Genomic DNA, 24032 nt, shown 5'->3' on the forward strand with positions numbered 1-24032 from the left:
CTAAATCCATTTATAATGTTACTCTACCAAACGAAAGAGCTACTAGCAAGACAATAATCTTATTTTTCCATTTGAATTTCTTCTATAATATCTAAAAATGCTTGCACTTGCTTAAGTTGCCTTGCAGAATCACTTGTCAATAACCACGTTTCTCGAGTCAATTGAACAGGCGTTTTATATGTCTTTTCTCTTACTTCTTTTAACACAGTAGAAGGCAACAGCGCATAACCAATTCCATTTAAAACGAGCTGCTTACATGTTTCAATTTGATCAACTACAATCGTTCGTTTAGGAGGATTAGAAAATAAACTATACCACCAATTTTGTATTTGTCCATAGTATGTGGAATCGCTTTTAAATTGTATAAACGGTCTGTTTGTATCTTTCAACATAGAAATATCTTTAATTTCTGTGTCAACTAAATACAGCTCATCCTCAAATAATTGCTGTTTATACCCTTTATATTCTTGTTTCCCTCGTAGTATAGCTACATGAACATCCCCTTCATAGAATTGCTTCTGTACTTCACTACTCCATCCTGTGAAAAGGGAAATTTTAACAAATGGATATTTTTGTACAAACCGCTTTAAAACAGGTGGTAACCAATATTGTCCAATCACAGATGCCACAGCTATCTTTAATGTCCCATATGTTTCCGTACGATAGATTGCTAATTCACTTTTAATTGCCTCTTCCCTTTGCAACATATCTTTCGCATAATTGGCCACTTTTTCCCCTTCTGGTGTAATTGTCAGGCCTTTTTGAGAACGGATAAAAAATTTCATTCCCCACTGTTTTTCCATTGATTGTAATCGTTGACTGAGTGCAGGTTGTGAAACGAATAAGCGCTCCGCAGCTTTTCTCATATTGGATTCCTGTGCTAAAACAACCATCATTTGAAAATCATCAATTTGCAACTTTCTCCCTCTTTCCTTATCTTACATCTAACCTCAATATATATGTTGCACTATTCTCTAACATGCGATATTTAATTTTTATTTTCAAGAAGCTTGGATAAATTGACATTTCACTTAACCTTTTATACTTGTTGACGCTGTTCCCTATACACAATGGAAAAGAGACGCATGATAAAAAAGCGACTTCTTTTTTATTCGAAGTCGCTTACCCTTCTTTATCGATTATACTGTCTTACTTTTTTGTTCAACAATTTTAAAATAGCACGCCTTGTTAAAATTCCTTCAAAGTACCCGTCATTGTTTACAGCACAAATAAATGGATGATCAATTGTCATTTCTAACGCTTTAGCAAATGAATCTTCAAGTCCAAGATTCGGAATGTCCTTTTTCATTACATTCTCCACTTTCATATCCTCAAGCTTTTCAAATTCAATGCGTTCTAACCCTAAAATACCATCCAAAATCATCGCAGTACTTATTAATCCATGCAATTTATACATGGGATCTAAAACAGGAATCGCAGAATATCCAGACTTTACAAGAACAAGTAAAGCATGTTCTAAGCTATTTCCAATTTGAACATGTGCAACTTTTTCTGATGAAATCATTAAATCCTTTACAAGAACTTGTTGAAACTCATCTTTCGGAATACTAATCATTTTATATCCCCCACTTTTTCTCCCTTTTTCCTGCTAACATGATCTCCAATAGACTATTCATAAGAACCTTACTGTTCGAAGTTAATCATATCCACGGCTAAAAGTGTCACTTTATTTCCCATTTCTACTCATATCTTATGATAGCGTTTTCATATTATTATTTTGTCCTTATTTATTACAATAAAAAATAATGATACACAGTTCATTTTACCATAGAACACAAAAAAAAGACTACCTTTCTGGTAGCTCTTAGTATCCTTCATTTTTTAATCGATTAAATAACCTTGTAATTCTTCTATATTGGGAAATATCAGCTTTTTTTAAACCAATTTCAATATCTGCAAGCTCAACAGCTAGAATTTCAGTAGCGTAGTTTTGACGAAATAAAATATCTAACAGCAAGCTTTTTTCTTCGTTTGTTAAAGTAACTTCCGTCTGCATATACTCCTCTCCTTATGCTTTTTTCTTATTATTTATTATATAAAATATTCGCTTAGTTTAATAGATAAAAAATTCAGTTTTTTACTTTGTATATCGATTTGCATAACTAAAAGCTGCATAAGCATCAGGTTTAATTTTTGCAGTCAGCCCCATCGCCTTCACCTTCATTGTCATATCCGAAATAAATTCTTTTGTTAATCCATTATTTCCTATATCCAAGTGAATTTCCATTACAAATCCAGCTCCTTCATGAGCGTATGGATGTAAAATCTCCCATATCCGCCTTATATGTTCCGGTGTAAACAAACAGGCGACTTCTTGACTAAACTGTGTTTCTAAATATATTTTCTCACGTAAGGTAGGTGGTCTTTTATGTACTGCTTTATGTTTTAAACATCCCCATGCTCCTTTCCCAACACGATGAATGTGCACTGCCGTAATAAAACGAGTATCTTTTTGATGTGCTTGTGAATCAGTTCCAATAGACAGTCGATATAAATTGCGTGGATCTCTTTTAATAAAATTACAGATGCGTGAGAAAACCGTTTCAAAATTCATATTCCTCTCTGATACATTATAAAATGGATGCTCACCGTCCACATAGTCACGTCCCTTCGATTAGACAGACTTTTTGCATTCTCATTGTATGGGACAAAAGAGGAAAATATGACTTTATTATCCTTTACTTGTTTCTATATTTCGGATGGAATACTTACATGCTGGACAAGTATAAATTACATTCTGATTAGACTGAGCTGTTAGCACATGATCAATTTCAAATGACATATGACATTTTGGACAAACAACAATTGGTAATCGTTCCACACTCCACATTCCCTTCAAACTTTTAATATCAGTGTAGGAAGAACCAAAAAATCTTATACATATAAAGTGAAACTTCCATCAAGCTTTTACAAATCGTTATCTCCACATATCTTCTTTAATTCCTTATCCTCTTACTACCCATTAATGAAGAATGAAGTTATTATTAAAATCACCAAAAAAGGTACCGCTTCTCGCGGTACCTTTTTTGTATGTATCAAGAAATAATATCGTAGATCTCAATTGCAACCATATCAATGTTATCGAATTGATACACTTGTGGCTTTTCGCCTTGCTGATACACTTCTAACTCATACATTTCACTTTTATCGAAAAATTTCACGCTACATTTGCGTTCACCGTTCACTTCAAAATAGCGTTGTGCTACTTCACCGCTTTCAGCTTGTTCTTGTAGACTAACAAGTCGAGTTAAAATTCCTTGGAGTAGAGACATGAAATCTCCCCTTTCTCTAATCTTCCTACCAATAGGTTTTACAGCTATACTCATTCTATCCGTCATAACAGAAAAAATGTTCCACACTCTAGGATAAAGCTTCTTGACGAGAAACTCAACTAAAATTTGTCGAAAAAAGAAGTAAAAAGCAGAAAGGAAATCTTTTTTTTCCTTTATTGCGGTTTTTGTAGCTGCGGAATATAATAAAAAGCAGAAAAAGAGGAGGATTTATAATGAAAAAAATAGAGGTTTATACACAACCAGATTGTCCACCATGTACCATTGTAAAAGAATTCTTAAAACACAACAACATAACATACAAAGAATTTGATGTCAAAAAGGATACCGCTGCTCGCGACCGTCTTTTATATGACTATAACTCATACTCAACTCCAACCGTTGTCATTGATGGGGAAGTTGTCTCTGGTTTTCAAATTGAAAAATTACAACAGTTACTAAATCTAGAACAGGAATAGGCAATGATTCACCTATTCCTGTTCTTTCAACTCTTGTAATTTTTTCATTTCTATTAAAAGCTCCTGACTCTCATGATAACCAGCTAATTTCCATTTCCCTTCTTCCTTTTGCAACGTGATAATTTGATATTGTTCATTTTTCACCCATTCATATACGTATAAAAGCCCATGTTCTTCGTCAAATGCTAACTTTGTTTGAGAAGTAAAAGAAAAAGGAGCTTCTTTTGTAGGAAGTAAATGTTCACCACTTTGTTTGTCACCGTTACTATTTTCATCTGTAAAAACTTGAAGAAAGTTATTTGTAAAATAAGGTGATAGTGCATCATACATCTTCCCCATTGATAAATGCTTCCCACGAATTGAAAATTGTACCTCATATCCCTTTTGAATGGTTGTAAACACTTCTTTTCGATCCACTTTTATTTCTTCTTTACCAAGAACCGTTGTAACACTATACCCAACTAGAAAGGCAACACATAAAAATAGAACAAACCAAATTCCATATTTTCTCATTTTTTCACCTTCCTTTAACAGAGCTTGTCTTTGTAGTATTCATTGTAACAATGATTATGTAAAGAAAGGGATGGTTTCGTTCGTAAAATCTTTACAATGATAGACAGCATTTTTGCCATCTTTTTCACTATTACCAATTTACGCTAAAAACAAACAAAAAAATGCACGAATTGCTTCGTGCATTAAAATAAAACATCTTCTTCGTATAAAAATTCATAGGACAAATCAATAAATAAAAAATGTTCATCGTCAATTGGAAAGGAAAACGTTCGTACCATCTCTCCTGTTTCTATATCTGCATATAAATCAGAGAGTCTTGCTTTATTTTCAAATCTCATTTTCATTATATTTTCTAAAAAATACGGACGCCAGCTCCAATTTTTCATATAATACTCTGGCATAACAATCCATTCACCATCTTTTTTCATAATGTTTCCTGATTGCTGAAAGCCGTCTTCATTACAAATAAAGATTCGAAAACTATAATGCGATACATGTTGACTAAAATGCAATAACCAATCATTAACGTCTTCATTCTTTTTCTGCTTAGATAAAACATTCCCAACTTGATTACGCAATGTTTCCGTTAATTGATAAATTTTTTGTAGTTTTTTCTTTTCATGTTGAATAAATTGATGACATTCATTACCAAGACGTTCTTTTAAAATATCCGCTTCAATAAAATCAGGTAAACATTTTTTTAAATAATCCCCTTGATAATATCTTCCACCATTTTTCCAAGCGTATTGCAGTTGGTAAAAAGCATCAATTTCTTCATATAATAATGTCGCACCAATTCTTCTTGCTAATAAAGACAAAGAATATAAAATATCTTGATAAGATTGTAAAAGTGCAGTTTGTCTTAAATTCGTTAAGTCCACCTTTAAAATATCAGGTGCCAGCACACTAATTCGTTCTAGATTACTCGTACCTGTCCCTACTTTATTAATTGAAATTTGAATGCCATATGTACGGTAATACATAAGTAAGTGATTAAATTGTTCTATATCTTCCTTACAATCATGCTCTGTTATTTCTAAAACGATATTCCCTAAGTTCAATCCTTTTTTTTCATACATTAACAGCAAATGAAGTAAACTTTCATCTTCATCATTCATTAATATGTTCGCACCCCGATGTATAAACAATAAAAATTTTTGATCTGTTTCCAAGTAACGTTCTAATGCTTTTTCTACTATGACATTATCCGCCTCTAGTTGAAATTCACCTGGAATGGAATCATCATGAAAAAAAGAAGAAAGACTTTGTATCCCTTCTTCCGTTTGGATACGTCCTACTACCTCATATCCAATTACTGTATGCTCATCAGCACTAAAAATAGCTTGATAATAAGGAAGGACTTTATCTAAATTACTCATCACATCTAATGCATCTACCAAAATGTTTCCCTCCCTTTACTTTTCAAAAATTATAACACGGTATGTATAGAAAAATAATAAAAAATCCCTTCAGTTTTCCTGAAGGGATTAGAGGGGTAAAATGCTAAGGGGAATTAGCAATTCTACTATGAAGAAAAAAGAGGTCTTAAATATACCTTATAAAAAACCTGTTGTAAACACTTTTCTTTCATATGTCACAAATCCGTCACATTTTACCTCACATTCATGGGCAGTAATCCCCACGTTTCACTTTATATAATCCCTTTAAAATGGATACTGATGCAAATGCTGTCCACCATCCATTGTCATACACGTTCCATTTATGTACGCTGCCTCATCAGAGCATAAATAAAAAGCTAAACCCGCAATTTCTTCTGGCGTACCAAGCCGACCAAGCGGGACGCTTTGCAGTGTACGATTGGCTGCCTCTTCTGAAATCCATAATTTATCCGCACCACCTGTTCGTTCAATTGGTCCAGGAGCAATTGCATTGACGCGAATACCATATTTACGCCCCCACTCAACAGCAAGCGTTTTTGTCATTGCCAACACACCTGCTTTCGCCGCAGCAGAATGAATGACACCCGGTCCTGCATCCCATGCATACGTTGCTACCATATTAATGATATTTCCTTTTATGCCCTTCTCAATCCAATACTTCCCTACTGCTTGACTACAATAAAAAGTTCCGTTAAGCACAATATTAATAACCGCATTCCAACCATTAATCGATAAATCTTCCGCAGGGCAAATAAAATTACCTGCTGCATTATTTACTAAAATATCAATGCGTCCAAATTTTTCATCAACATATTCAATCATATTTTTTATATCTTCTATATTTCGAACATCCATTTGTACTGTCAATACTTGTCCTGAAAATTGCTCAATCTCCTTTTTCGCTTCTTCCAGCTTTTCTTGTGTACGCCCTGTAATAACAACGCGTGCTCCTTCCTTTGCAAAACGAGCTGCCATCCCTTTTCCCATTCCGCTTGAACCACCTGTTATAATCGCTACTTTTTCTTTCAAAATTTCCCCTCCCTAAAAATGAATACATATTCATTTTACCACTTTATTTCATAGAAATCTTTATATTTTTAAATTTTTCTGATATCTTTAGATGAGTAAATCACTTTCATTGCCATATTTCTTATAATCTATATAAATCCATTTTGGTTTTTCGACATATAATCCACTGCTATGCAGAACAAAAAGTGACCCGCACTGGTTTTCTCTCTTTGTTTTCACTTAGCATGGGGCAGGAAAAAAATCTGACTGCCTCTATGCATGGCCGGATGCTCTCTCCCACCTAAAGATTAGGTTTTTGTCGGTTTTTCAATTTGTATTTATATATACTACTTTTCGATATCTCAAAATATAATTCTAGAACAAGAAATAAACGGAAAGGAGAGCCAAGTGACCTATAATGATTTGCCTGTATATCTTATAAACTTCCTTTTGTATACTATAGGTTCGCTCATATTCCTATGAAACAAATAACGAGAAGAGACTTTATAAAAACAGGAATACGCACTTGTCTCTATACTTGTATTACAGCTGGTCTCGGCTATTACTATGCAAAATATATAGAGCCGAACTTTCTTTCTTTCACACATCATACCCTTCGTTCTCCACTTATTCCTAAAAACTTTCACAGTATGAAAATCGTCCAATTTAGTGATTTACATTTAGGGTACTATTTTTCTCTCCAGCACCTTTCAACAATCGTTTCAAAAATAAATAGTGCTGCGCCTGATATTGTCCTTTTTACTGGTGATTTAATCGATGACTACCAAACATATAGCGAAACTCCTTTTGTTTCTTCAATTTTGCGAAATATTCGTGCACCCTTTGGTAAATTTGCAATCTATGGAAACCATGATCATGGTGGGTATGGAACCGAATACTATAGTCAAATTATGAGTGATGCAGGTTTTGAAGTATTACAAAATACCGAAAAACGTATTCGTTTATTCGATAATAGTGAAATTTCTATTTTCGGAATCGATGACATGCTTCTTGGCAAACCAGAAATCGAGGTAACATTACACCATGTGCAAAAAGAGCTATATACAATTGTGCTCGTACATGAACCTGATATAGCACCTAAAATTGCAAACTTCCCAGTAAACCTCCAACTTTCTGGACATAGTCATGGTGGACAAGTACAACTTCCCTTTTTAGGAGCGATCATTACCCCAGCACTAGCAAAACATTACATTGAGGGATTTTATCATATTCAAGAATTACTCCTTTATGTAAATCGCGGTCTTGGAAGGACACGTGTTCCATTTCGTTTTTTGTCCAGGCCTGAAATTACAGTATTCACCCTTCAGCACCTGTAACCTATAATTGCCTATTTTCTCATATATCCTTTCTTGTACTCGCTCATCCATGCTTTTTCACCATATGATAACAATGAGTCCAATAAAGGAGGTTTTTACATGTACCCATATCCTCAGCCCTATCTAGTTCGTTCAGGACCCATTGGCCCAGTAAGTGACTCACGCTTCTTCCCCTTCTTCGGCGTTCCATTCTTAGCAGGACTTGCTGGCGGCTTACTTGGCGGAGCATTAGCATTCGGTCCTAGACCATCTTACTATCCTCCATATCCGCCAACACCGTTTCCTTGTTACGGAGGGCCATGCCAGCCGTATTATTATTGATATAAACAAAAACTATGAAAAAAGCCCCTTATTTATATAAGAGGCTTTTTTCATTCATTTCTATTAATTGAAATTTTATTTGATCATTTTTCTATATGAATCCATTTTGATTTTTTAATATATAATCCGCTACTATACAGAACAAAAAGTGATCTGCATTCGTTTTCTCTCTTTGTTTTACCGTTGCACGGGGCAGGAAGTGGGATTGACCGCTCCTATGCATAGCTGGATGCTCTCTCCCACCTAAAAAAAGGAGTTATGTCGTTTTTTTCAATTTGTATTCATATATAATATCCTTATAATCTTAGTACTAGGTACTTACTCATAAGTTATTATTAACTATTTCATATATACAAAACATTACTCTACATCAGTATTTTGATAAGCCATCTTAAATAATTTCACTTGGCTATCAATCTCTTGCGAACTATTATTGATTACATAATAGTATTCACCATCTTTGTTTTGTTCACGCGTTTTTACATTATCTGCTAAAATAAGCTGTAATATTGCGTTTATTCTTGCCTTCATTTCAAGGCCTAGAATTGGAAAAGATATTTCTACTCGCTTTTCCATATTCCTTGTCATCCAGTCAGCGGAAGATAAATAAATTTTTTCATCTCCATTATGATGGAAATAATAAATACGGCTGTGTTCTAAGTAGCGTCCAACGAGACTAATCACCCTAATATTTTCACTTACATTTTGAATACCAGGGCGTAAGCAACATGTTCCTCTCACGATAAGTTCCACCTTCACTCCAACCTGCGATGCCTCATACAACTTTTGAATCAACGGTTTATCTGTTAATGAATTCATCTTAGCAATAATGTGTCCATTACCATATTGCTTATGATAGCGAATCTCTTCATCTATTAGCTCCATAAATTGCTGGCGTATATCAAAAGGAGCCACTGACAAATGATGAAAATGAGGTTTCGTTGTATAACCGCTCAAATAATTAAAGAAATTTGTTGCATCTACTCCAAAATCTTTCCGGGATGTAATATAGCCAAAATCTGTATATAGCTTTGCAGTCGCATCATTATAGTTTCCTGTCCCCAAATGTACAAATCTTTCAATTTTTCCGTTTTTTCTTCGTACAACAAGTGTAATTTTACTATGTGTTTTCAAATGACTTACACCATAAATAACGTGGCAACCCGCTTGTTCAAGTTCCTTTGCCCAATGGACATTATTTTCTTCATCAAAACGAGCCTTTAACTCAACAAGCACTGTTACTTGTTTCCCTTTCTCCGCTGCGGTCTTTAATGCCTGAATAATCGGAGAATCTCCACTTACACGATATAACGTTTGTTTTATAGCCAGCACATTCGGGTCATCTGCCGCATCACGCACAAAATCAACAACTGGCTGAAAAGATTCAAATGGATGATGCAATAAAATATCGTGCTCAATTGCTTTCTCAAATACATCTTCTTCATCGTCTAAATCTTGAGGCGGTTGCGGAATAAGAGCTGGATAAACAAGATGTTCATATAAAGGTGCTAATTTTTTGTATAAGGAAAATAAACATGTTAAATCTAATGGTCCCTCCATCATATATACATCTTCATCCTTTACCTCTAACACTTCATATAATAAAGCTAAAACTCTTTCATCTACGTGTTCTTTTCCAATTTCTAAACGAACAGCCGTCCCCCACTTACGTTTTTTTAACTCTTTTTCAATTACTTTCAATAAATCACGTGCACCCTCTTCATGTATTGTCAAATCCGCATTACGCGTAATACGAAAACGAGTGATCGCGGATACTTTATATCCTGTAAATAATTTATGAGTAAAACTACTAATTACGTCTTCTAATAAAATAAATTTATGTTTTTGATCTTCACTTGGCAAAAAAATAAAACGCTCGAGTAATGAAGGCACTTGGACAATACCAAGCTTTGTTCTGTTCTCTTCCTCTACCTGTTTCTCATCATAGAGAATAGTAGCTAAGTTTAAACTTTTATTTAAAAGCATCGGAAACGGACGATATGCATCTATCGCTACAGGTGTTAAGACTGGAAAAATTTGTTCGTCAAAATATTCTTCAATAAACTCACGTTGCTCTTTCGTTAAATCTTGAAATGTTAACGGCTCAATACCTTCCATTCCAAGCGCTGGCAGCACAGTATTTTTAAATGTATTATACTGAACTGTCATCAATTCATGAGCTTTCGTAGCAATTTTATTTAGCTGCTGTTTGGGTGTTAATCCAGCCTTATTTTCTGGTTGATTGAAGCCCGCTTTTACTTGATCTTTTAATCCAGCAACACGTACCATAAAAAATTCATCCAAATTTGAACTAAAAATACTAATAAACTTTAATCTTTCTAAAAGTGGATTACTTTCATCTTGTGCCTCTTGTAACACACGTTCATTAAAAGCAAGCCAGCTTAATTCACGGTTATTATAGTAAGCAGTATCATTCAAATTTATAGAGCTTTCCTTCATCAATTCCAATTCCATTTCCCCTCACACTTCCCTTGAAACTTTTTCAATATAATTTAGTTACATTTATTGTAACAAATTCCAATTTATCGAAGTGTAAAACTTTTGTAAAGACATCCGTACAACTTAATATTCCTCTTCAAATATTAAATCAATATTCATCTTCAATGCTTTTTCTAACTGCTTTTTCTGCTTTTCTGCTTGTACCTTTTCTGCTAAAGCTGATTGTTTACAAACAATGTGGAATACAAGCTTCTCTTTATTTTTTTCCACGTTAATCTTTTCAATAAGCGCCCTTTGTCTCACATTTAAAGCAGCTGAAAATTGTAAAACTGCCCCTAACAATCGAATTTTTTTCTGTTCACTCTTATTAAACCAATCTTCAAATGGTGTTAAGTGCTGTTTAAATAGCATTTTCGACTTATAAGATGCGATGAGTGCAAGTCTAATACGTTCTTTATGCATCATGCCGTCGATTGTTTTATTCGCCAATAAATAGAATGTATGCAGACGGCTTGCTTCTGTATCTATGTATTTCCCGATATTAAATACTTTGGCAGCTTGATAAAATATACCCCAATCTTTTTCTGAAAAAGAAATAATTTCAGACTCTTCAAGTTGTGTACAAATTAACGTTCCTTGCTTAATAAGTTGAACGACAAATTTCATATCCATTTCATATTCATAGGACAATAAGTGTAAACTTTCCTCTACTACATTTGGATAATAAGAAATACCTAATTTTTTTGTAAGTTCCTCATAGAAAACACCTTCTCGTAACCCTTTTCTGCTTAATACAAATGATGGGGCTTGTATAATATTTGTTAGCATATAAAATACTTCTATCGCTGGAATAATTGTATCAGCTCGATCTTTTGCTAACCCATCTAACTTCTGTAATTCTGTAAAAGAAAGACTTTCTAGTTCCTCTCTCACATCCCTTATATCTGCTTCCTTCATTTTATATAAATGCAAACCTGCTATCGGATAAGAAATTGCATTTTGATGAATTTTCACCATATTTCGAGCACTCCCACCTATAGCAATAAGGGGTAGTCTTTTTTCCTTTAACCAAGGTAACGTTTGAAATTGATACCATAGATATCTTCTTAATTCTTCTAATTCTTCTTTGGTTGGTGTCTCACGATGAATAAATTGTTGTTTTAAAGAAAGCGCTCCAAAAGGAAAGCTATAATATTCTACAATTTCTCGGTCCCGAAAATATGTAACCTCTGTACTTCCCCCACCTATGTCGACAGTAACTCCTTCTGTAAAAGAAGTTGAATTCATCACAGCTAAGTAACCATAGCGTGCTTCTTCATATTCAGATAATACCCTAAGCACAAAATCAGTTTTTCCTTCTACAAGTTTTTTTATTTCTTCTTGATTCTTTGCTTGTCTAATTGTTGCTGTCGCAACACAAAGCACATTATGTAATCCGTGAAACCTTGTACTTTCTTGAAATTGAAGTAATGTTTGCAGCAGTATATCCATCCCTTCTTGTATTAACACACCATCTATTAGATAATTTCTTAATCGTGCAACAACCTTTGTATTTTCAACTTCCTTATAAAAGCCTCCATTTTGTTTTTCATAAATCACCAATCGCATTGTATTTGAACCAATATCAATAATGGTATATTGCTGTTTCAATATATCTTTCACACTTCTCACTCTTTCATTATCAATTTTCTAGAAAGCATTCCTATCACTATTATACAAAATAGTTGTTTTTTGTAACAATATTGCTTTAATATTGAAAATGTATACAATCATTTTTTGTATATAATAAAAACTACTTTTATTTATGCTATAATATTGAAAAACTAGAAAGGGGTCCCACTATGAAACCTTCACAACCACAGTCTCAATCACACAAACAATATTCTATTGATCAATTAGCTCAATCTATTTTCATTGTGAACCGGCATGCCAAAGCTGCTACAAATCCTAAATATTTATATTGGTTGAAAAAGATTGCTTTAGAACGTTTAATTAGTGAAAAGAAAGCAATAAAAGAAGGATTACATTTCTCTAGGAATCCACGTTTTAGTCAGCAACAATCAGATGTTCTCGTTCGGTTAGGTGACTATTTTTTCCATATCCCTCCTACAAAAGATGATTTCAGTACTCTCCCACATCTCGGTAGCCTTGAATCTTCCTATAGAAACCCCAAAACAACTCTTTCTTTAGCAGTAGCAAAAAAAACGCTTCAAGATTTTATTGGGCCGGAAGCGCTAAAACAGGAAAAAAAATTAAGCGAACCAATTCCTTGGTATCGGCGTACGTATACAAAGAAATAAAGCAGGCTTGGCCATAATGGCCAACCTGCTTTATTTCTTCTCTTCTTTTATTTTAATGTTCGCTTGTTTATAAAATGCTACTTTTTCTGTATTATATGATTTTGTATATTCGTTGAACTTATCTTTTTCAGCATCAATATCTTTATAAGATTGGTTCACCGTTTTTACTTTCTCACTAATATCTTTTAATTTTGCTCCTTTATCTTGAAGCATTGTGAATAATTCTTTTTCTAACTTTAATGATTTACTATAGTTGTCATACATCTTCTTAAAAGACTCATATCGTTTTTCGTAAGTATTCTTTACTTTGTCTGCTTGTTCTTTTAACTTACCATTCTCGATTTTTTTCACATATTTATCAACTGATTTCACTTCTTCTTGTGCTTTGTTTAATGCTTCTTTTTCTTTATCAATTACTTTTCCACGTTCTGCTGTATTTTTCATTGCTTGATCTAATTTTTCTTTCACAGCTTGATTATTATCTTTTCCTTCTTGCACGATTTGACCGTATAATGCTTGGCCTTCTTTTTCTAATGCCTCTAATTTTTTCGCGTCTTCAAACATTGGCTTTTCTTGCTTCGCAGCATTTTCAAATGCTACATATAATTCCTCTTCTGGTTTTGGTCCGAAACAACCAGCTAATAATGTCATAGATAAAGCCGCTACAATTGCTATTTTATTATATTTCAACTTTTTTTCCTCCTACTTATATACGATCATCATGCCAAAAATTTAATGGAAAATGAGCAGCTTCTTCATACACTTCAAACTCATACCCTTTTTTACGAAGATCATCAATAATTGTTTGCAATGCTTGTACAGTTTGTTTTTTTTCATGCATTAAAATGACTTCACGTTCTTGTTTAGCCCCTGAAATGACATTTTGTACTACACCATTCGGATTCCCTGGTAATTTCCAATCTAAAGAATCAATAGTCCAGTCCCATTCTTTCATATTTACTGTTGCCATTTGGTCCCGCAATGCTTGATTAAGCCCTGGCATACTTCCGTACGGGCAACGAACAAGCTTAGGTTCCATCCCTGTAACATCTTTCACAATTTTCTGCGCTTGTTTCATCTCTTCTACAAACTGTCCTTGTTTATACAGTTTGGCATAATCATGTGTCATGCTATGAACACCTGGATAATGTCCTTCCTTTACTAAACGTTTCACACTCTCTGTATGAGAAGGGATGTTTCCACCAATCATGAAAAATGTTCCTTTTATTTCATTTTTCTTTAAGATATCTAAAATTTCTTTTTGAAATTCACTCGGCCCATCATCAAAAGTTAAGTATGCAACTTTGCGTACTTCCCCATTAAATTTCACCGGTGCTTTTTTATCCAACTCAACTTTTACCTGTTCACTAGCAGGCTGGATTGGGTTTACCTGAGTGGCTACAGCTCTTGCAGGTGATGTAAAGGATTGAAATATGAAAAACCCCGCCGCGATAGCACTAATTGCAATAGCAATTATAACTAGCCACCTGATCAAAGGTGATCGTCGGCTCCTCACGTCTATCATTCTACCATTCCCCTTCTCTCTTTCTATCAATCTTTTCTTGTTCATTTTACACAGTGTAAAGGTTTGCTTGCAACAATTTACAAATATTCTTTTTGTTCCCTCAAAAGGAAAAGTGTAGAGATTGTTTTCCCTACACTTTTAAATAAAAAAACATTGTGCAAAATGTATTGACACATCCATTACAATTATATGATGTTTAAATCTATTTTTAAAGACTTTTGTTACAAAATATCATTTTTTTGTAACAAAAGAGATGGAATTGTTACGAAAAAACTTTTATAATTCTCTATTTTTTAAATCTCTATGTTATACGATTGAGTTCTCACTTTATTTCATAGCTCTTCTAATGACTTTCGCTCTCCCGGATAAGTTACCGTCTAAAATAATAACTGAATACCTTTTATATAATATAAATTATAAGTAAAGCAAAAAGGATTGAGCATCTATACATCTTGCATTACTAATCATACTGTATGCTTCTATATCAATAATATTTTTTTACAAAACAAAAATGTACGTATTTTTCGTACATTTTCTCTCTTAAACTTGTATTCATTTTCTTTTCTATTTCATATATATAGTATATATCTATTTTGATTTTCCAACATATAAATCGATGCTATGAAGAACGAAAGGTGACCGCTACTTGTTTTCTCTCTTTGTTTTAACTTGGCATGGGGCAGGAAAAGAGTCTGCATGGCCAAATGCTCTCTACCACCTAAAAAAAGGTTTTATGTCGGTCTTTCAATTTGTATTTATATAATATATATCCATTACCGAAAGGAGAAAAAGATGTTACAAAGAGAAAATATTTCAGACGTCATTCGTTTTTTAGCCGGATTTCTCTTATCATTAAAACTATTATTTGAATCATTCGGGCTTTCTTTTATTACAAATGACCAAATTGATGCTATCATAAATGTTGCTTCTTTCTTATTTATTTTATACTTCGGATATAAAAATAACTATGTAGGAAAAAAAGGCCTGGAACAAAAAGAATTACTAAAGAAGCATAATTTGCATTAAAAAAGGAACCCACTTCCCGGGGCTCCTTTTTATTGTTGTATCAATATTGCTTCTTTTGTTTGAAGTGGTCCATATAATCGGCCCTTCTGCTGAAATGTGTATGTAGCACGTAACAAAATATGAGACGGGATTTGTATACGTGATGCTTTCACCTGACAGATTAATTGAGCTTTTTCACCTGGTAGTAATTCATCAATCCTCCACCTTACAAGTTGGAATAAAAACTCTCCCGTCCCTTTACTCGTTTGTAATGTATTAGGGATATATGCAAAATGATCACGAATCATATGACTAACGATTACGCGAGAAATTTCTTCGCTTCCTATGTTTTCAACTTCTAATTGAATAAAAAGAATTTCATGTACATCATAAACAACTTCTTGTGAAAAACACTTTTCTTTTTTACTGCGAATTTGTAATGTTACTGCTACATTTGGATTAGACTGTTTGCTCATAACTTCTTTAGAACCACCTTCCATCCACATAACAGGTTGTAAAGACAACGGAAACAATTCTTTATCTAGACTTATTCCCCACATTTTCACAATCACAATTCACCTCATTCCAGATGGTATTATCTGTACAAATTTATTCTGCTCTCCTAAATAATAAACTACCCTTCTCCAATTCGTTCACCTTAAAACATTCCCCTATTTATTCCAATAAAAATACACGTCTTCAACATTTTTATCTTTCTTCTTTATCTTATTCGACGACGTGATTAAAAAACCATTTTAAATAGCTATACACTCCTTCATTCGCTAGATTCCTTTTGTTTCTTCAATATTAAAAGCTATAAAGTGAAACTTTAATTCAGTAGAGATTTTCTTCATCCCCCACTGATTATTAGCTCTCACCTAACCTCTGAGCTTTCGCTAAATCTTGAGGTGGGAATATTACTGCCCAAAATAGCGGGATAAAATAAAAAAATTTGCCTTTTAGTCAAATTTGACTATAATATGATTTATGCTTTCTATTCTTTATGGCACTATCTTCTCTTATAAAAGGAATAGTGAAATTATAGTCATACATAAAGACATGCTAAAGTACGAACTACTAATAAGATTTTCCTACAGAACAGTTGATCTTATATAAAAGGAGGGGTATGTTTGCAAGAACAAGCATCTCAAAACAAAGTAAGTAAAACAAAGTTTGTTGTTGCTGGATTGTTACTTGGTATTTTAATGGCAGCAATGGATAATACAATCGTTGCCACTGCCATGGCGACAATTGTTGGAGACCTAGGAGGATTTGATAAATTTGTTTGGGTCACATCAGCTTATATGGTAGCAACAATGGCAGGGATGCCGATTTTCGGGAAATTATCTGATATGTATGGACGTAAACGTTTTTATATCGGTGGATTGCTTCTCTTTTTGCTTGGTTCTATTCTTTGCGGTACAGCAGCAAGTATTGAACAGTTAAGTATCTATAGAGCGATTCAAGGAATTGGTGGCGGCGCTTTAATGCCAATTGCATTCACAATCATGTATGATATATTCCCGCCGGAAAAACGAGGGAAAATGACTGGACTATTTGGAGCAGTTTTTGGAACATCAAGCGTATTCGGTCCTTTATTAGGTGCTTATATTACTGATTATATAAGTTGGCACTGGGTCTTTTATATCAATATTCCATTAGGGCTTATTTCCTTCCTCTTCATCTCGAAGTACTACAAAGAATCTCTACAATATAGAAAACAAAAAATCGATTGGGCTGGTGCCATTACACTTGTAATAAGCATTGTTTGCTTAATGTTTGCTCTAGAACTTGGTGGTAAGGAATATGCTTGGAATTCTAATATGATTCTTGGCTTATTTGCTACTTTTGCTATTATGCTTATTATCTTCTTCTTCGTAGAAAGACGAGCAACAGAGCCAATTATTTCTTTCCATTTATTTAAAAAGCGCTTATTTGCAGCGAGCCAAGGTGTTGCCTTTTTCTATGGAGCAACTTTTATTATTTGTACAGTTTACATTCCAATCTTTGTCCAAGGCGTTCTTGGCGGTTCAGCATCTAATGCAGGATTAATTTTAACACCAATGATGGTCGGTTCTGTAGTCGGAAGTCAAGTAGGTGGACAATTGGCGTCTCGAACAAGTTACCGTAACATTATGATCGTATCTGGAATTTTCTTTGTACTTGGGATTTATTCACTTGGCACATTAACACTAGAAACATCACGTACACTCGTAACAACCTTTATGATTCTAACTGGGCTTGGAGTTGGCTTCTCATTCTCTATTTTAAGTATGTCTTCTATTCACAATTTAGAAATGAGAGATCGCGGCTCTGCTACATCAACAAACTCTTTCTTCCGTTCTCTTGGAATGACTCTTGGTGTGACAATTTTCGGTACGATTCAAAATCAGATTTTCACTGATAAATTAAAAGCTGTTTTCCCTCCAGAATTAGCAAAAATGGTACCAACAGGTGGAGACACAAGCTTTTTATTGTCACCACATGCTACTGAAAAAATTCCACCTCAAATATTGGATGGAATTAAACAAGCACTTGGGACATCTATTGCCGATACATTTTGCTGGGCGCTTATCCCAGCTGTTCTAAGTATTATCTGTATTATACTGATGGGTAAAGAACGTCTCTTAACGGGAACAAAGAAAAAACAGAAACAGGTAAGTTAATACACGCCAAAATGAAACGGTATATCTCTTTCGATAAAGAGATATACCGTTTATAATATGTATAAAGTTTATATTACAGGAGTTGAGACAGCGTGAGCATGAAATTAGTCATTCTCGGCTTGCTACTCGAAGGAGATAAACATCCATATGAAGTGCAGCATATAATGAAAGAACGACAAATGAATTGTTATATTAAATACGCAAAAGGATCCCTCTATTACGCCTTTGAACAATTGGAGAAACAAGAGGCAATTGCGGTTACAAATGTTGTACGAGATACCAATCGACCAGATAAGACAATTTTCCATATAACTGAAACTGGAAGAGAATTTTTCCACACACTGCTTTTAAAGCAATTCGAGGCAAAAAACCAAATATATAAACCAATCTATTCAGCACTATCCTTCTCTCACTTTGGTGATGAAAAAACAATCATTCCTATTTTAGAAAAAAAGAGAGATGACACAATTCAATATTTACATACGATGCAATCCATATACGAACATAGCAAGGAAAATGTTCCGCGTGCACAGCTTTATATTTTAAACAGTGTTATTGACCATATTACTGTTGAATTACGTTGGTTAAATGAACTCCATAAAGATGCAAGTGCTGGTCGCCTTTCAGAAATAGGAATGAATGGAAATTGACACTTTATCAGTGGGGATTTTCCTCACTGATCATTCTCCCTACCATCCACCGCCTTATGCTCTTTATTATTTCTTCTCTCTTATTTAGACATAAATCCTCATCATTCATGTTGAAAAAAAACATAGAACCTTTGATTCCATCCCATTTATAAAATCATAATTTTCATAATGATGAAAATTATAATTTTATAAATATTCTTATTTTAAAACAGTAGACAAAATTCAAAAAATTATGTTAGAATTTGTTTCAATATCATATTCGCTTGTTAAATTCCTTTCAAAAGGAAAATAGGTACACGACATTTCTGAGTTCGTGTTGAAAAGGGAAGTTTGGTGAAATTCCAACGCGGTCCCGCCACTGTAAGTGCAGAGACTTCTTTTCTATACCACTGTGAAAACGGGAAGGTGAAAGAAGTCATATGAAGCATAAGCCAGGAGACCTGCCTATTTTAACAACACTGATAGACTCACGGATGATGATTAGGTGTTATGAACGAGAAGAGAGGGCTATTTTCTGTACCTTTATACTTTTCGTTACATGCATTTCCGAGTAAACGGAAATGCTTACTTTCAATTAGGGAGGAATTTTAAATGGCAATTCAAACAAGTAATTTAGGGTATCCACGAATTGGGTTACACAGAGAATGGAAAAAAACGTTGGAAGCTTTTTGGTCAAATAAGATTGATGAGCAGCAATTTTCAACAACAATGAAAGAAATTCGTCTTCAACATGTGAAAGCTCAGCAAGAAAAAGGAATCAATTTAGTTCCAATTGGCGACTTTACATATTATGATCATGTGCTGGACACAGCCTACATGCTTGGCTTTATTCCATCTCGTTTTTCAGAGTTCACTTCTTATCTTGATGTATATTTTGCAATGGCACGTGGCTCTAAAGATCACGTTGCTTCCGAAATGACAAAATGGTTTAACACAAACTATCATTATATTGTTCCAGAATATGAAGAAGGATTGGAGATTTCTTTAAAAGACAATCGACCACTTCGCTTATACGAAGAAGCAAAACAAGAATTAGGCGTTGATGGAAAACCAGTTATATTAGGACCTTATACATTCTTAAAATTAGCAAAAGGATATAAACAAGAGCAATTTGCTACTATTTTAAATCAACTAGTTGCTCCTTATGTACAGCTATTAACTGAATTACACGAAGCTGGTGCAAAATTCATCCAAATTGATGAACCAATTTTTGCATCTTTAACAAAAGAAGAAATAGCAGAGGCGAAAGAACTTTACGCGACAATTCGTAAAAGCGTTCCAAATGCAATTCTTATCTTACAAACTTATTTTGATAGTGTAGAAGAGAACTATGAAGAAATTATTACATTCCCTGTATCCGGCATTGGATTGGACTTTGTTCACGGTAAAGAAGGTAATGTAAACACAGTTTTAGAGTATGGATTCCCATCCGATAAAATTTTAGCAGTCGGTTGTATAGATGGCCGTAACATTTGGAGAGCTGATCTTGACGAAGTCCTTTCTTTATTTAAAACATTACAAGATCACATTACACCGAAAGAGTGGATCGTTCAGCCTTCATGTAGCTTATTACATACTCCAATTGATAAAACGGAAGAAACACACTTATCAACAGAACTATTTGATGCCCTTGCATTTGCAAATCAAAAATTAGAAGAACTTACACTTATTAAACGCGCGCTTTCTGAGGGTGCAGAAAGTGTTAGTACGGAATTAGCTACTTACCGTAGCGCTCATGAAGCAATTCGATCTTCAGCTGCACGTAATCGTGAAGATGTACAAACAGCAAGAGCAACTCTTAAAGAAGAAGATTTCTCTCGTCCTCTTCCATTTGAACAACGTTATGCTTTGCAACAAGAAGCATTACAGTTACCGCTACTTCCAACAACAACAATCGGTAGCTTCCCGCAAACTACTGAAGTTCGTCAAACGCGTAAACAATGGCGAAGCGGTGACATTACAAATGAACAATATGAACAATTTATTGAAAAAGAAACTGAAAAATGGATTCGATATCAAGAAGAAATCGGCCTTGATGTGCTCGTTCATGGTGAATTTGAGCGAACTGATATGGTAGAATACTTTGGCGAAAGACTTGCTGGTTTCTCTTTCACTAAGAATGGTTGGGTTCAATCATACGGTTCCCGCTGTGTAAAACCACCTGTAATCTATGGTGATGTTGCCTTTATTAATGGGATGACAATTAAAGAAACCGCATATGCCCAGGGCCTTACAGATAAAGTTGTAAAAGGCATGTTAACAGGTCCTGTGACCATTCTAAACTGGTCATTCGTTCGGAATGATATTTCACGAAAAGAAGTTTCTTACCAAATCGCATTAGCACTTCGTCATGAAATTAAATTGCTTGAATCTTCCGGTATCCGTGTTATTCAAGTCGATGAACCAGCACTTCGCGAAGGAATGCCGCTAAAAGAAAAAGATTGGAACACATATATTACATGGGCTGTTCAATCATTCCTTCTAGCAACTTCTTCTGTAGCGAATGAAACACAAATTCACACACATATGTGTTACAGTAACTTCGAAGATATCGTAGATGCAATTCGTGCATTAGATGCCGATGTTATTTCTATCGAAACATCAAGAAGTCATGGCGAATTCATTCATACATTAGAACATACAACATATGAAAAAGGGATCGGTTTAGGAGTTTATGATATTCATAGCCCTCGTGTTCCAAGTAAAAATGAAATGTATACAATTGTAGAACAATCCTTAAAAGTATGTGATCCAAAATACTTCTGGATTAACCCAGACTGTGGTTTAAAAACAAGAAGAACAGAAGAAGTTATACCTGCTTTAGAGCATATGGTTCAAGCTGCTAAAGAGGCCCGCTCTCTTCTAAAAACAAACGCATAAGGAAATAAGAGTGTCCTTTAAAAGGATACCCTTATTCTATATTTCAACTAGCGTTCATCGCCAATAACAAGGTGGTACAAATAAAAATAAAATGAACTTCCTGACAATTACGCTAATTTATTCACATCATCAATTCCTAGTTCTTCTATATAAAGAAACACAAATAGAATAACCACACTTAATCCGCACGATGTTGAAAAGCAGCCGATCCAATAAATGATAACATTACGCCGCAAACTTGGCGTATATTTACACCTTCTTCCGTTCTTCATTGTAACGAAGTTTAAAAGAAAAAGCCACGATACCGTGGCCTTTTTTTTTTACTCTTTCTCTTCAAAAAACAATTCATATTGTATCTTGTACAATTCATCATCTGTTGGTTCCTCAAGCGGTATTGCTTGTAGTACCAACAGATAATCACCTTTTGGAATTGAAATGGGAAATTTGTCAGAAAGAATACTCCTTACAAAAACTCCTTCGTGCCCCACCCTAAAAGGGACTGATATCGTTCTCATTGTCTCTTCTTTCTCAATACGCTTCCCAACTGTTGCTTTGATTTCACAGGTATAATCAGAAAGTGCCTCAAAAATAATTACTCCTTCTGCTTCAGCGTATCCCCTCTCAAAATCTTCATTCGTCCAGTCTACATAAGGCTGTTCCCCATCATAATTCATCACGATTAATTGTGAGTAGGAAATTGTTAATTCCACAAGCACCATTCCCTTCTACTACTTAACCTCAAACTTCACACGTGTCCCATCTGGGTACTTATCTAGCTTATTTCCCACCCATGAACCTGCGCCTCTATTATCAGCAGGGTTAATATATTCAATATGCGCATCTTTTCCACCTTCTTTGCACATTGCCATTGGCCATTCATCACGATCGTACCCTTTTTTTGCTGGATATGGAGCTAGAGACAACTTTCTTCTATCAGCTGCACCACTTCGATCAATCGTACATACTTTAGAATGCCCTTCTTTAATCGCATCTGCAATATGTTTCCCCGTCTCTGGATAACGTTCTTTTGGAAATTCTAGAAATTGATCATATGTAACTTCTTTCTTACTCTTTGGTTCTGTTGGTATAAACGCTTCATAGACAGCAACTAAAATAGAAAGAATAGCAATAATCGAAATGATAATGCCTTTTAATTGTTTCATATATGTACCTCCGTTTTTCGACCCAATTTCTTTTCCTAGGCTATTATAACAAACTTCCTCCATATATGTTTTCAGACATTATTTTATCCCTTCCTCCCCTTTACGCCAAAAACATTCATTTTTATGCAACTTTTCGCTAATCATGTAGAAAACTTCTAGACTTCCGACATTCTTTTTCAAAGGAAGTCTAAATAAAAGATGGAATTTGTATATACGATACTTTTTGGGGAGGAAATGTTATGGAGGCGACATATAAAACGAAGGATGTTACAAATAAAACAGGAATCCCGAAACACATAGTTCGAAAATATAGTCAACTTTTAGAACAACATGGTTATATGATTGCAAAAACCGCTGATGCTCGTATATATAAAATGGATGATATGAAGCTTTTAAAATCAATTCACGAACGAGCAGCCACTTTACAAGAAGATATTACAGAAACAATTCCTATCATTTTAAAAGAAAAAGACAGTCCACCTGTACCGATGTTAAAACAAAATCAAGAAGTACATGCGAAAGAAGAAGACCGAAACTTTGAAGAATTCATGTTAAAACTTGAGATGCTCGCCCAATTAAACGAAGCAATTATTCATCAAAACTCTACCTTAATTACACAAAACCGCTTAAAAGATGAAAAACTAGATGAATTAATGCAACAAGTTTATGTAAAAGAAGCTACACAAGAAGAAATGCTGCAAGAGCTTATTGATCACGCAGCTCAAACAGATGCCCTACAAAAAGAAAAAATGGACTTATTGATGAATCATATGTATAAGCGTGAATCAAAGCAAGAAGAAAAAATGAACAAGCTTGTCAATCACGTTTACAATAAAGACAACAATCGAGATACACAGCTTATGCAAGTCATTCGTGAAATTCAAGAAACAAAACGACTAATCGCCGCCTCAAAGGAGCAAAGCTTATTTCAATCATTTAAAAATTTATTTATTCGAGTCAAACCAGAAAAAACAAATGAATAAAACCTTCATCGTTAGCTTTTCATCATCCAAGGTAGAAGCTTTTCAAGCCTTT

Annotated in this window: 25 protein-coding genes and 1 riboswitch; of the genes, 9 read left to right on the forward strand and 16 right to left on the reverse strand. The window is 34.3% G+C overall.

What is annotated here, in order from left to right; all coding sequences use genetic code 11:
* Positions 1 to 59 precede the first annotated feature (59 nt).
* From C564_RS0106565 to C564_RS0106590, 6 genes are all read right to left on the reverse strand, one after another.
* Entirely contained in the window at positions 60 to 917 is an 858-nt protein-coding gene (locus C564_RS0106565) for a LysR family transcriptional regulator (RefSeq protein ID WP_003199927.1), read from the reverse strand.
* A 215-nt stretch (positions 918 to 1132) separates the two neighbouring features.
* On the reverse strand, positions 1133 to 1576 hold the full coding sequence (gene cbpB, locus C564_RS0106570; protein WP_003199926.1) for a cyclic-di-AMP-binding protein CbpB: 444 nt from the start codon (positions 1574 to 1576) through the stop codon (positions 1133 to 1135).
* A gap of 249 nt (positions 1577 to 1825) precedes the next feature.
* Positions 1826 to 2017: an antirepressor AbbA gene (abbA, locus tag C564_RS0106575; RefSeq protein ID WP_018764790.1), complete on the reverse strand. Its 192-nt coding sequence runs from the start codon at positions 2015 to 2017 to the stop codon at positions 1826 to 1828.
* An 81-nt stretch (positions 2018 to 2098) separates the two neighbouring features.
* Positions 2099 to 2617, reverse strand: a complete 519-nt coding sequence (locus C564_RS0106580) for a ribonuclease H-like YkuK family protein (RefSeq protein ID WP_003199924.1) — start codon at positions 2615 to 2617, stop codon at positions 2099 to 2101.
* Between the two features lie 75 nt (positions 2618 to 2692).
* Positions 2693 to 2842, reverse strand: a complete 150-nt coding sequence (locus C564_RS36680) for a hypothetical protein (RefSeq protein WP_042511459.1) — start codon at positions 2840 to 2842, stop codon at positions 2693 to 2695.
* Between the two features lie 214 nt (positions 2843 to 3056).
* Entirely contained in the window at positions 3057 to 3293 is a 237-nt protein-coding gene (locus C564_RS0106590) for a YkuJ family protein (protein WP_000055151.1), read from the reverse strand.
* Between the two features lie 233 nt (positions 3294 to 3526).
* On the opposite strand from C564_RS0106590, the gene C564_RS0106595 reads away from it, so the two are divergent.
* Positions 3527 to 3769, forward strand: coding sequence for a glutaredoxin family protein (locus tag C564_RS0106595; RefSeq protein WP_006095818.1), 243 nt, complete (start codon positions 3527 to 3529; stop codon positions 3767 to 3769).
* Between the two features lie 12 nt (positions 3770 to 3781).
* Here C564_RS0106595 and C564_RS0106600 read toward each other — a convergent pair whose 3' ends face one another.
* From C564_RS0106600 to fadH, 3 genes are all read right to left on the reverse strand, one after another.
* The gene (locus tag C564_RS0106600) at positions 3782 to 4282 is read right to left on the reverse strand and encodes a DUF3993 domain-containing protein (RefSeq protein WP_003199921.1); all 501 of its coding nucleotides are present in this window, start codon (positions 4280 to 4282) and stop codon (positions 3782 to 3784) included.
* A gap of 182 nt (positions 4283 to 4464) precedes the next feature.
* Entirely contained in the window at positions 4465 to 5682 is a 1218-nt protein-coding gene (locus C564_RS0106605; RefSeq protein WP_003199920.1) for an EAL domain-containing protein, read from the reverse strand.
* Between the two features lie 264 nt (positions 5683 to 5946).
* Positions 5947 to 6711, reverse strand: coding sequence for a 2,4-dienoyl-CoA reductase (fadH, locus tag C564_RS0106610; RefSeq protein WP_003199919.1), 765 nt, complete (start codon positions 6709 to 6711; stop codon positions 5947 to 5949).
* A gap of 458 nt (positions 6712 to 7169) precedes the next feature.
* On the opposite strand from fadH, the gene C564_RS0106615 reads away from it, so the two are divergent.
* A complete protein-coding gene (locus C564_RS0106615; RefSeq protein ID WP_018764791.1) occupies positions 7170 to 8027 on the forward strand; it encodes a metallophosphoesterase in 858 nt (285 codons plus the stop codon).
* Positions 8028 to 8126: 99 nt separating this feature from the next.
* Positions 8127 to 8348 (forward strand): hypothetical protein, encoded by a 222-nt coding sequence (locus tag C564_RS0106620; RefSeq protein WP_003199917.1) that lies wholly within the window; start codon positions 8127 to 8129, stop codon positions 8346 to 8348.
* Between the two features lie 360 nt (positions 8349 to 8708).
* On the opposite strand, the gene C564_RS0106625 is transcribed toward C564_RS0106620, so the two are convergent.
* A complete protein-coding gene (locus C564_RS0106625) occupies positions 8709 to 10808 on the reverse strand; it encodes an RNA degradosome polyphosphate kinase (protein WP_371410353.1) in 2100 nt (699 codons plus the stop codon).
* A gap of 123 nt (positions 10809 to 10931) precedes the next feature.
* The gene (locus tag C564_RS0106630) at positions 10932 to 12470 is read right to left on the reverse strand and encodes a Ppx/GppA family phosphatase (protein WP_018764793.1); all 1539 of its coding nucleotides are present in this window, start codon (positions 12468 to 12470) and stop codon (positions 10932 to 10934) included.
* A gap of 179 nt (positions 12471 to 12649) precedes the next feature.
* Here C564_RS0106630 and C564_RS0106635 point away from each other — a divergent pair, with 179 nt between their 5' ends.
* Positions 12650 to 13108, forward strand: a complete 459-nt coding sequence (locus tag C564_RS0106635) for a YkyB family protein (RefSeq protein ID WP_018764794.1) — start codon at positions 12650 to 12652, stop codon at positions 13106 to 13108.
* 30 nt (positions 13109 to 13138) lie between these two features.
* Here C564_RS0106635 and C564_RS0106640 read toward each other — a convergent pair whose 3' ends face one another.
* Together C564_RS0106640 and C564_RS0106645 are read right to left on the reverse strand one after the other, a co-directional pair.
* Entirely contained in the window at positions 13139 to 13759 is a 621-nt protein-coding gene (locus tag C564_RS0106640; protein WP_050775696.1) for a YkyA family protein, read from the reverse strand.
* A gap of 55 nt (positions 13760 to 13814) precedes the next feature.
* Positions 13815 to 14633, reverse strand: a complete 819-nt coding sequence (locus tag C564_RS0106645) for a peptidoglycan-N-acetylglucosamine deacetylase (protein ID WP_018764795.1) — start codon at positions 14631 to 14633, stop codon at positions 13815 to 13817.
* Between the two features lie 792 nt (positions 14634 to 15425).
* On the opposite strand from C564_RS0106645, the gene C564_RS0106655 reads away from it, so the two are divergent.
* Positions 15426 to 15659: a phage holin gene (locus C564_RS0106655; RefSeq protein WP_003199911.1), complete on the forward strand. Its 234-nt coding sequence runs from the start codon at positions 15426 to 15428 to the stop codon at positions 15657 to 15659.
* Positions 15660 to 15688: 29 nt separating this feature from the next.
* On the opposite strand, the gene C564_RS0106660 is transcribed toward C564_RS0106655, so the two are convergent.
* Positions 15689 to 16204 carry a hypothetical protein gene (locus C564_RS0106660; RefSeq protein ID WP_026008480.1) on the reverse strand — a complete coding sequence of 172 codons (516 nt, stop codon included), beginning with the start codon at positions 16202 to 16204 and terminating at the stop codon, positions 15689 to 15691.
* 564 nt (positions 16205 to 16768) lie between these two features.
* Here C564_RS0106660 and C564_RS0106665 point away from each other — a divergent pair.
* The 3 genes from C564_RS0106665 to metE all read left to right on the forward strand — a co-directional run bounded on the left by C564_RS0106665 (position 16769) and on the right by metE (position 21834).
* On the forward strand, positions 16769 to 18304 hold the full coding sequence (locus C564_RS0106665) for an MDR family MFS transporter (RefSeq protein WP_018764798.1): 1536 nt from the start codon (positions 16769 to 16771) through the stop codon (positions 18302 to 18304).
* Positions 18305 to 18396: 92 nt separating this feature from the next.
* A complete protein-coding gene (locus C564_RS0106670; RefSeq protein WP_018764799.1) occupies positions 18397 to 18954 on the forward strand; it encodes a PadR family transcriptional regulator in 558 nt (185 codons plus the stop codon).
* 273 nt (positions 18955 to 19227) lie between these two features.
* Positions 19228 to 19416, forward strand: a riboswitch (cobalamin riboswitch).
* A 129-nt stretch (positions 19417 to 19545) separates the two neighbouring features.
* Positions 19546 to 21834: a 5-methyltetrahydropteroyltriglutamate--homocysteine S-methyltransferase gene (gene metE / locus C564_RS0106675; RefSeq protein WP_018764800.1), complete on the forward strand. Its 2289-nt coding sequence runs from the start codon at positions 19546 to 19548 to the stop codon at positions 21832 to 21834.
* A 320-nt stretch (positions 21835 to 22154) separates the two neighbouring features.
* Here metE and comJ read toward each other — a convergent pair whose 3' ends face one another.
* Both comJ and nucA read right to left on the reverse strand, forming a co-directional pair.
* A complete protein-coding gene (gene comJ / locus C564_RS0106680) occupies positions 22155 to 22544 on the reverse strand; it encodes a competence protein ComJ (RefSeq protein WP_026008481.1) in 390 nt (129 codons plus the stop codon).
* Between the two features lie 18 nt (positions 22545 to 22562).
* Positions 22563 to 22997: a DNA-entry nuclease gene (gene nucA / locus C564_RS0106685; RefSeq protein ID WP_026008482.1), complete on the reverse strand. Its 435-nt coding sequence runs from the start codon at positions 22995 to 22997 to the stop codon at positions 22563 to 22565.
* Between the two features lie 239 nt (positions 22998 to 23236).
* Here nucA and C564_RS0106690 point away from each other — a divergent pair, with 239 nt between their 5' ends.
* A complete protein-coding gene (locus C564_RS0106690) occupies positions 23237 to 23980 on the forward strand; it encodes a DUF3967 domain-containing protein (RefSeq protein ID WP_018764803.1) in 744 nt (247 codons plus the stop codon).
* Positions 23981 to 24032: the final 52 nt, after the last annotated feature.

Source organism: Bacillus sp. 105MF (genome assembly GCF_000374885.1).
Classification (GTDB): domain Bacteria; phylum Bacillota; class Bacilli; order Bacillales; family Bacillaceae_G; genus Bacillus_A; species Bacillus_A pseudomycoides.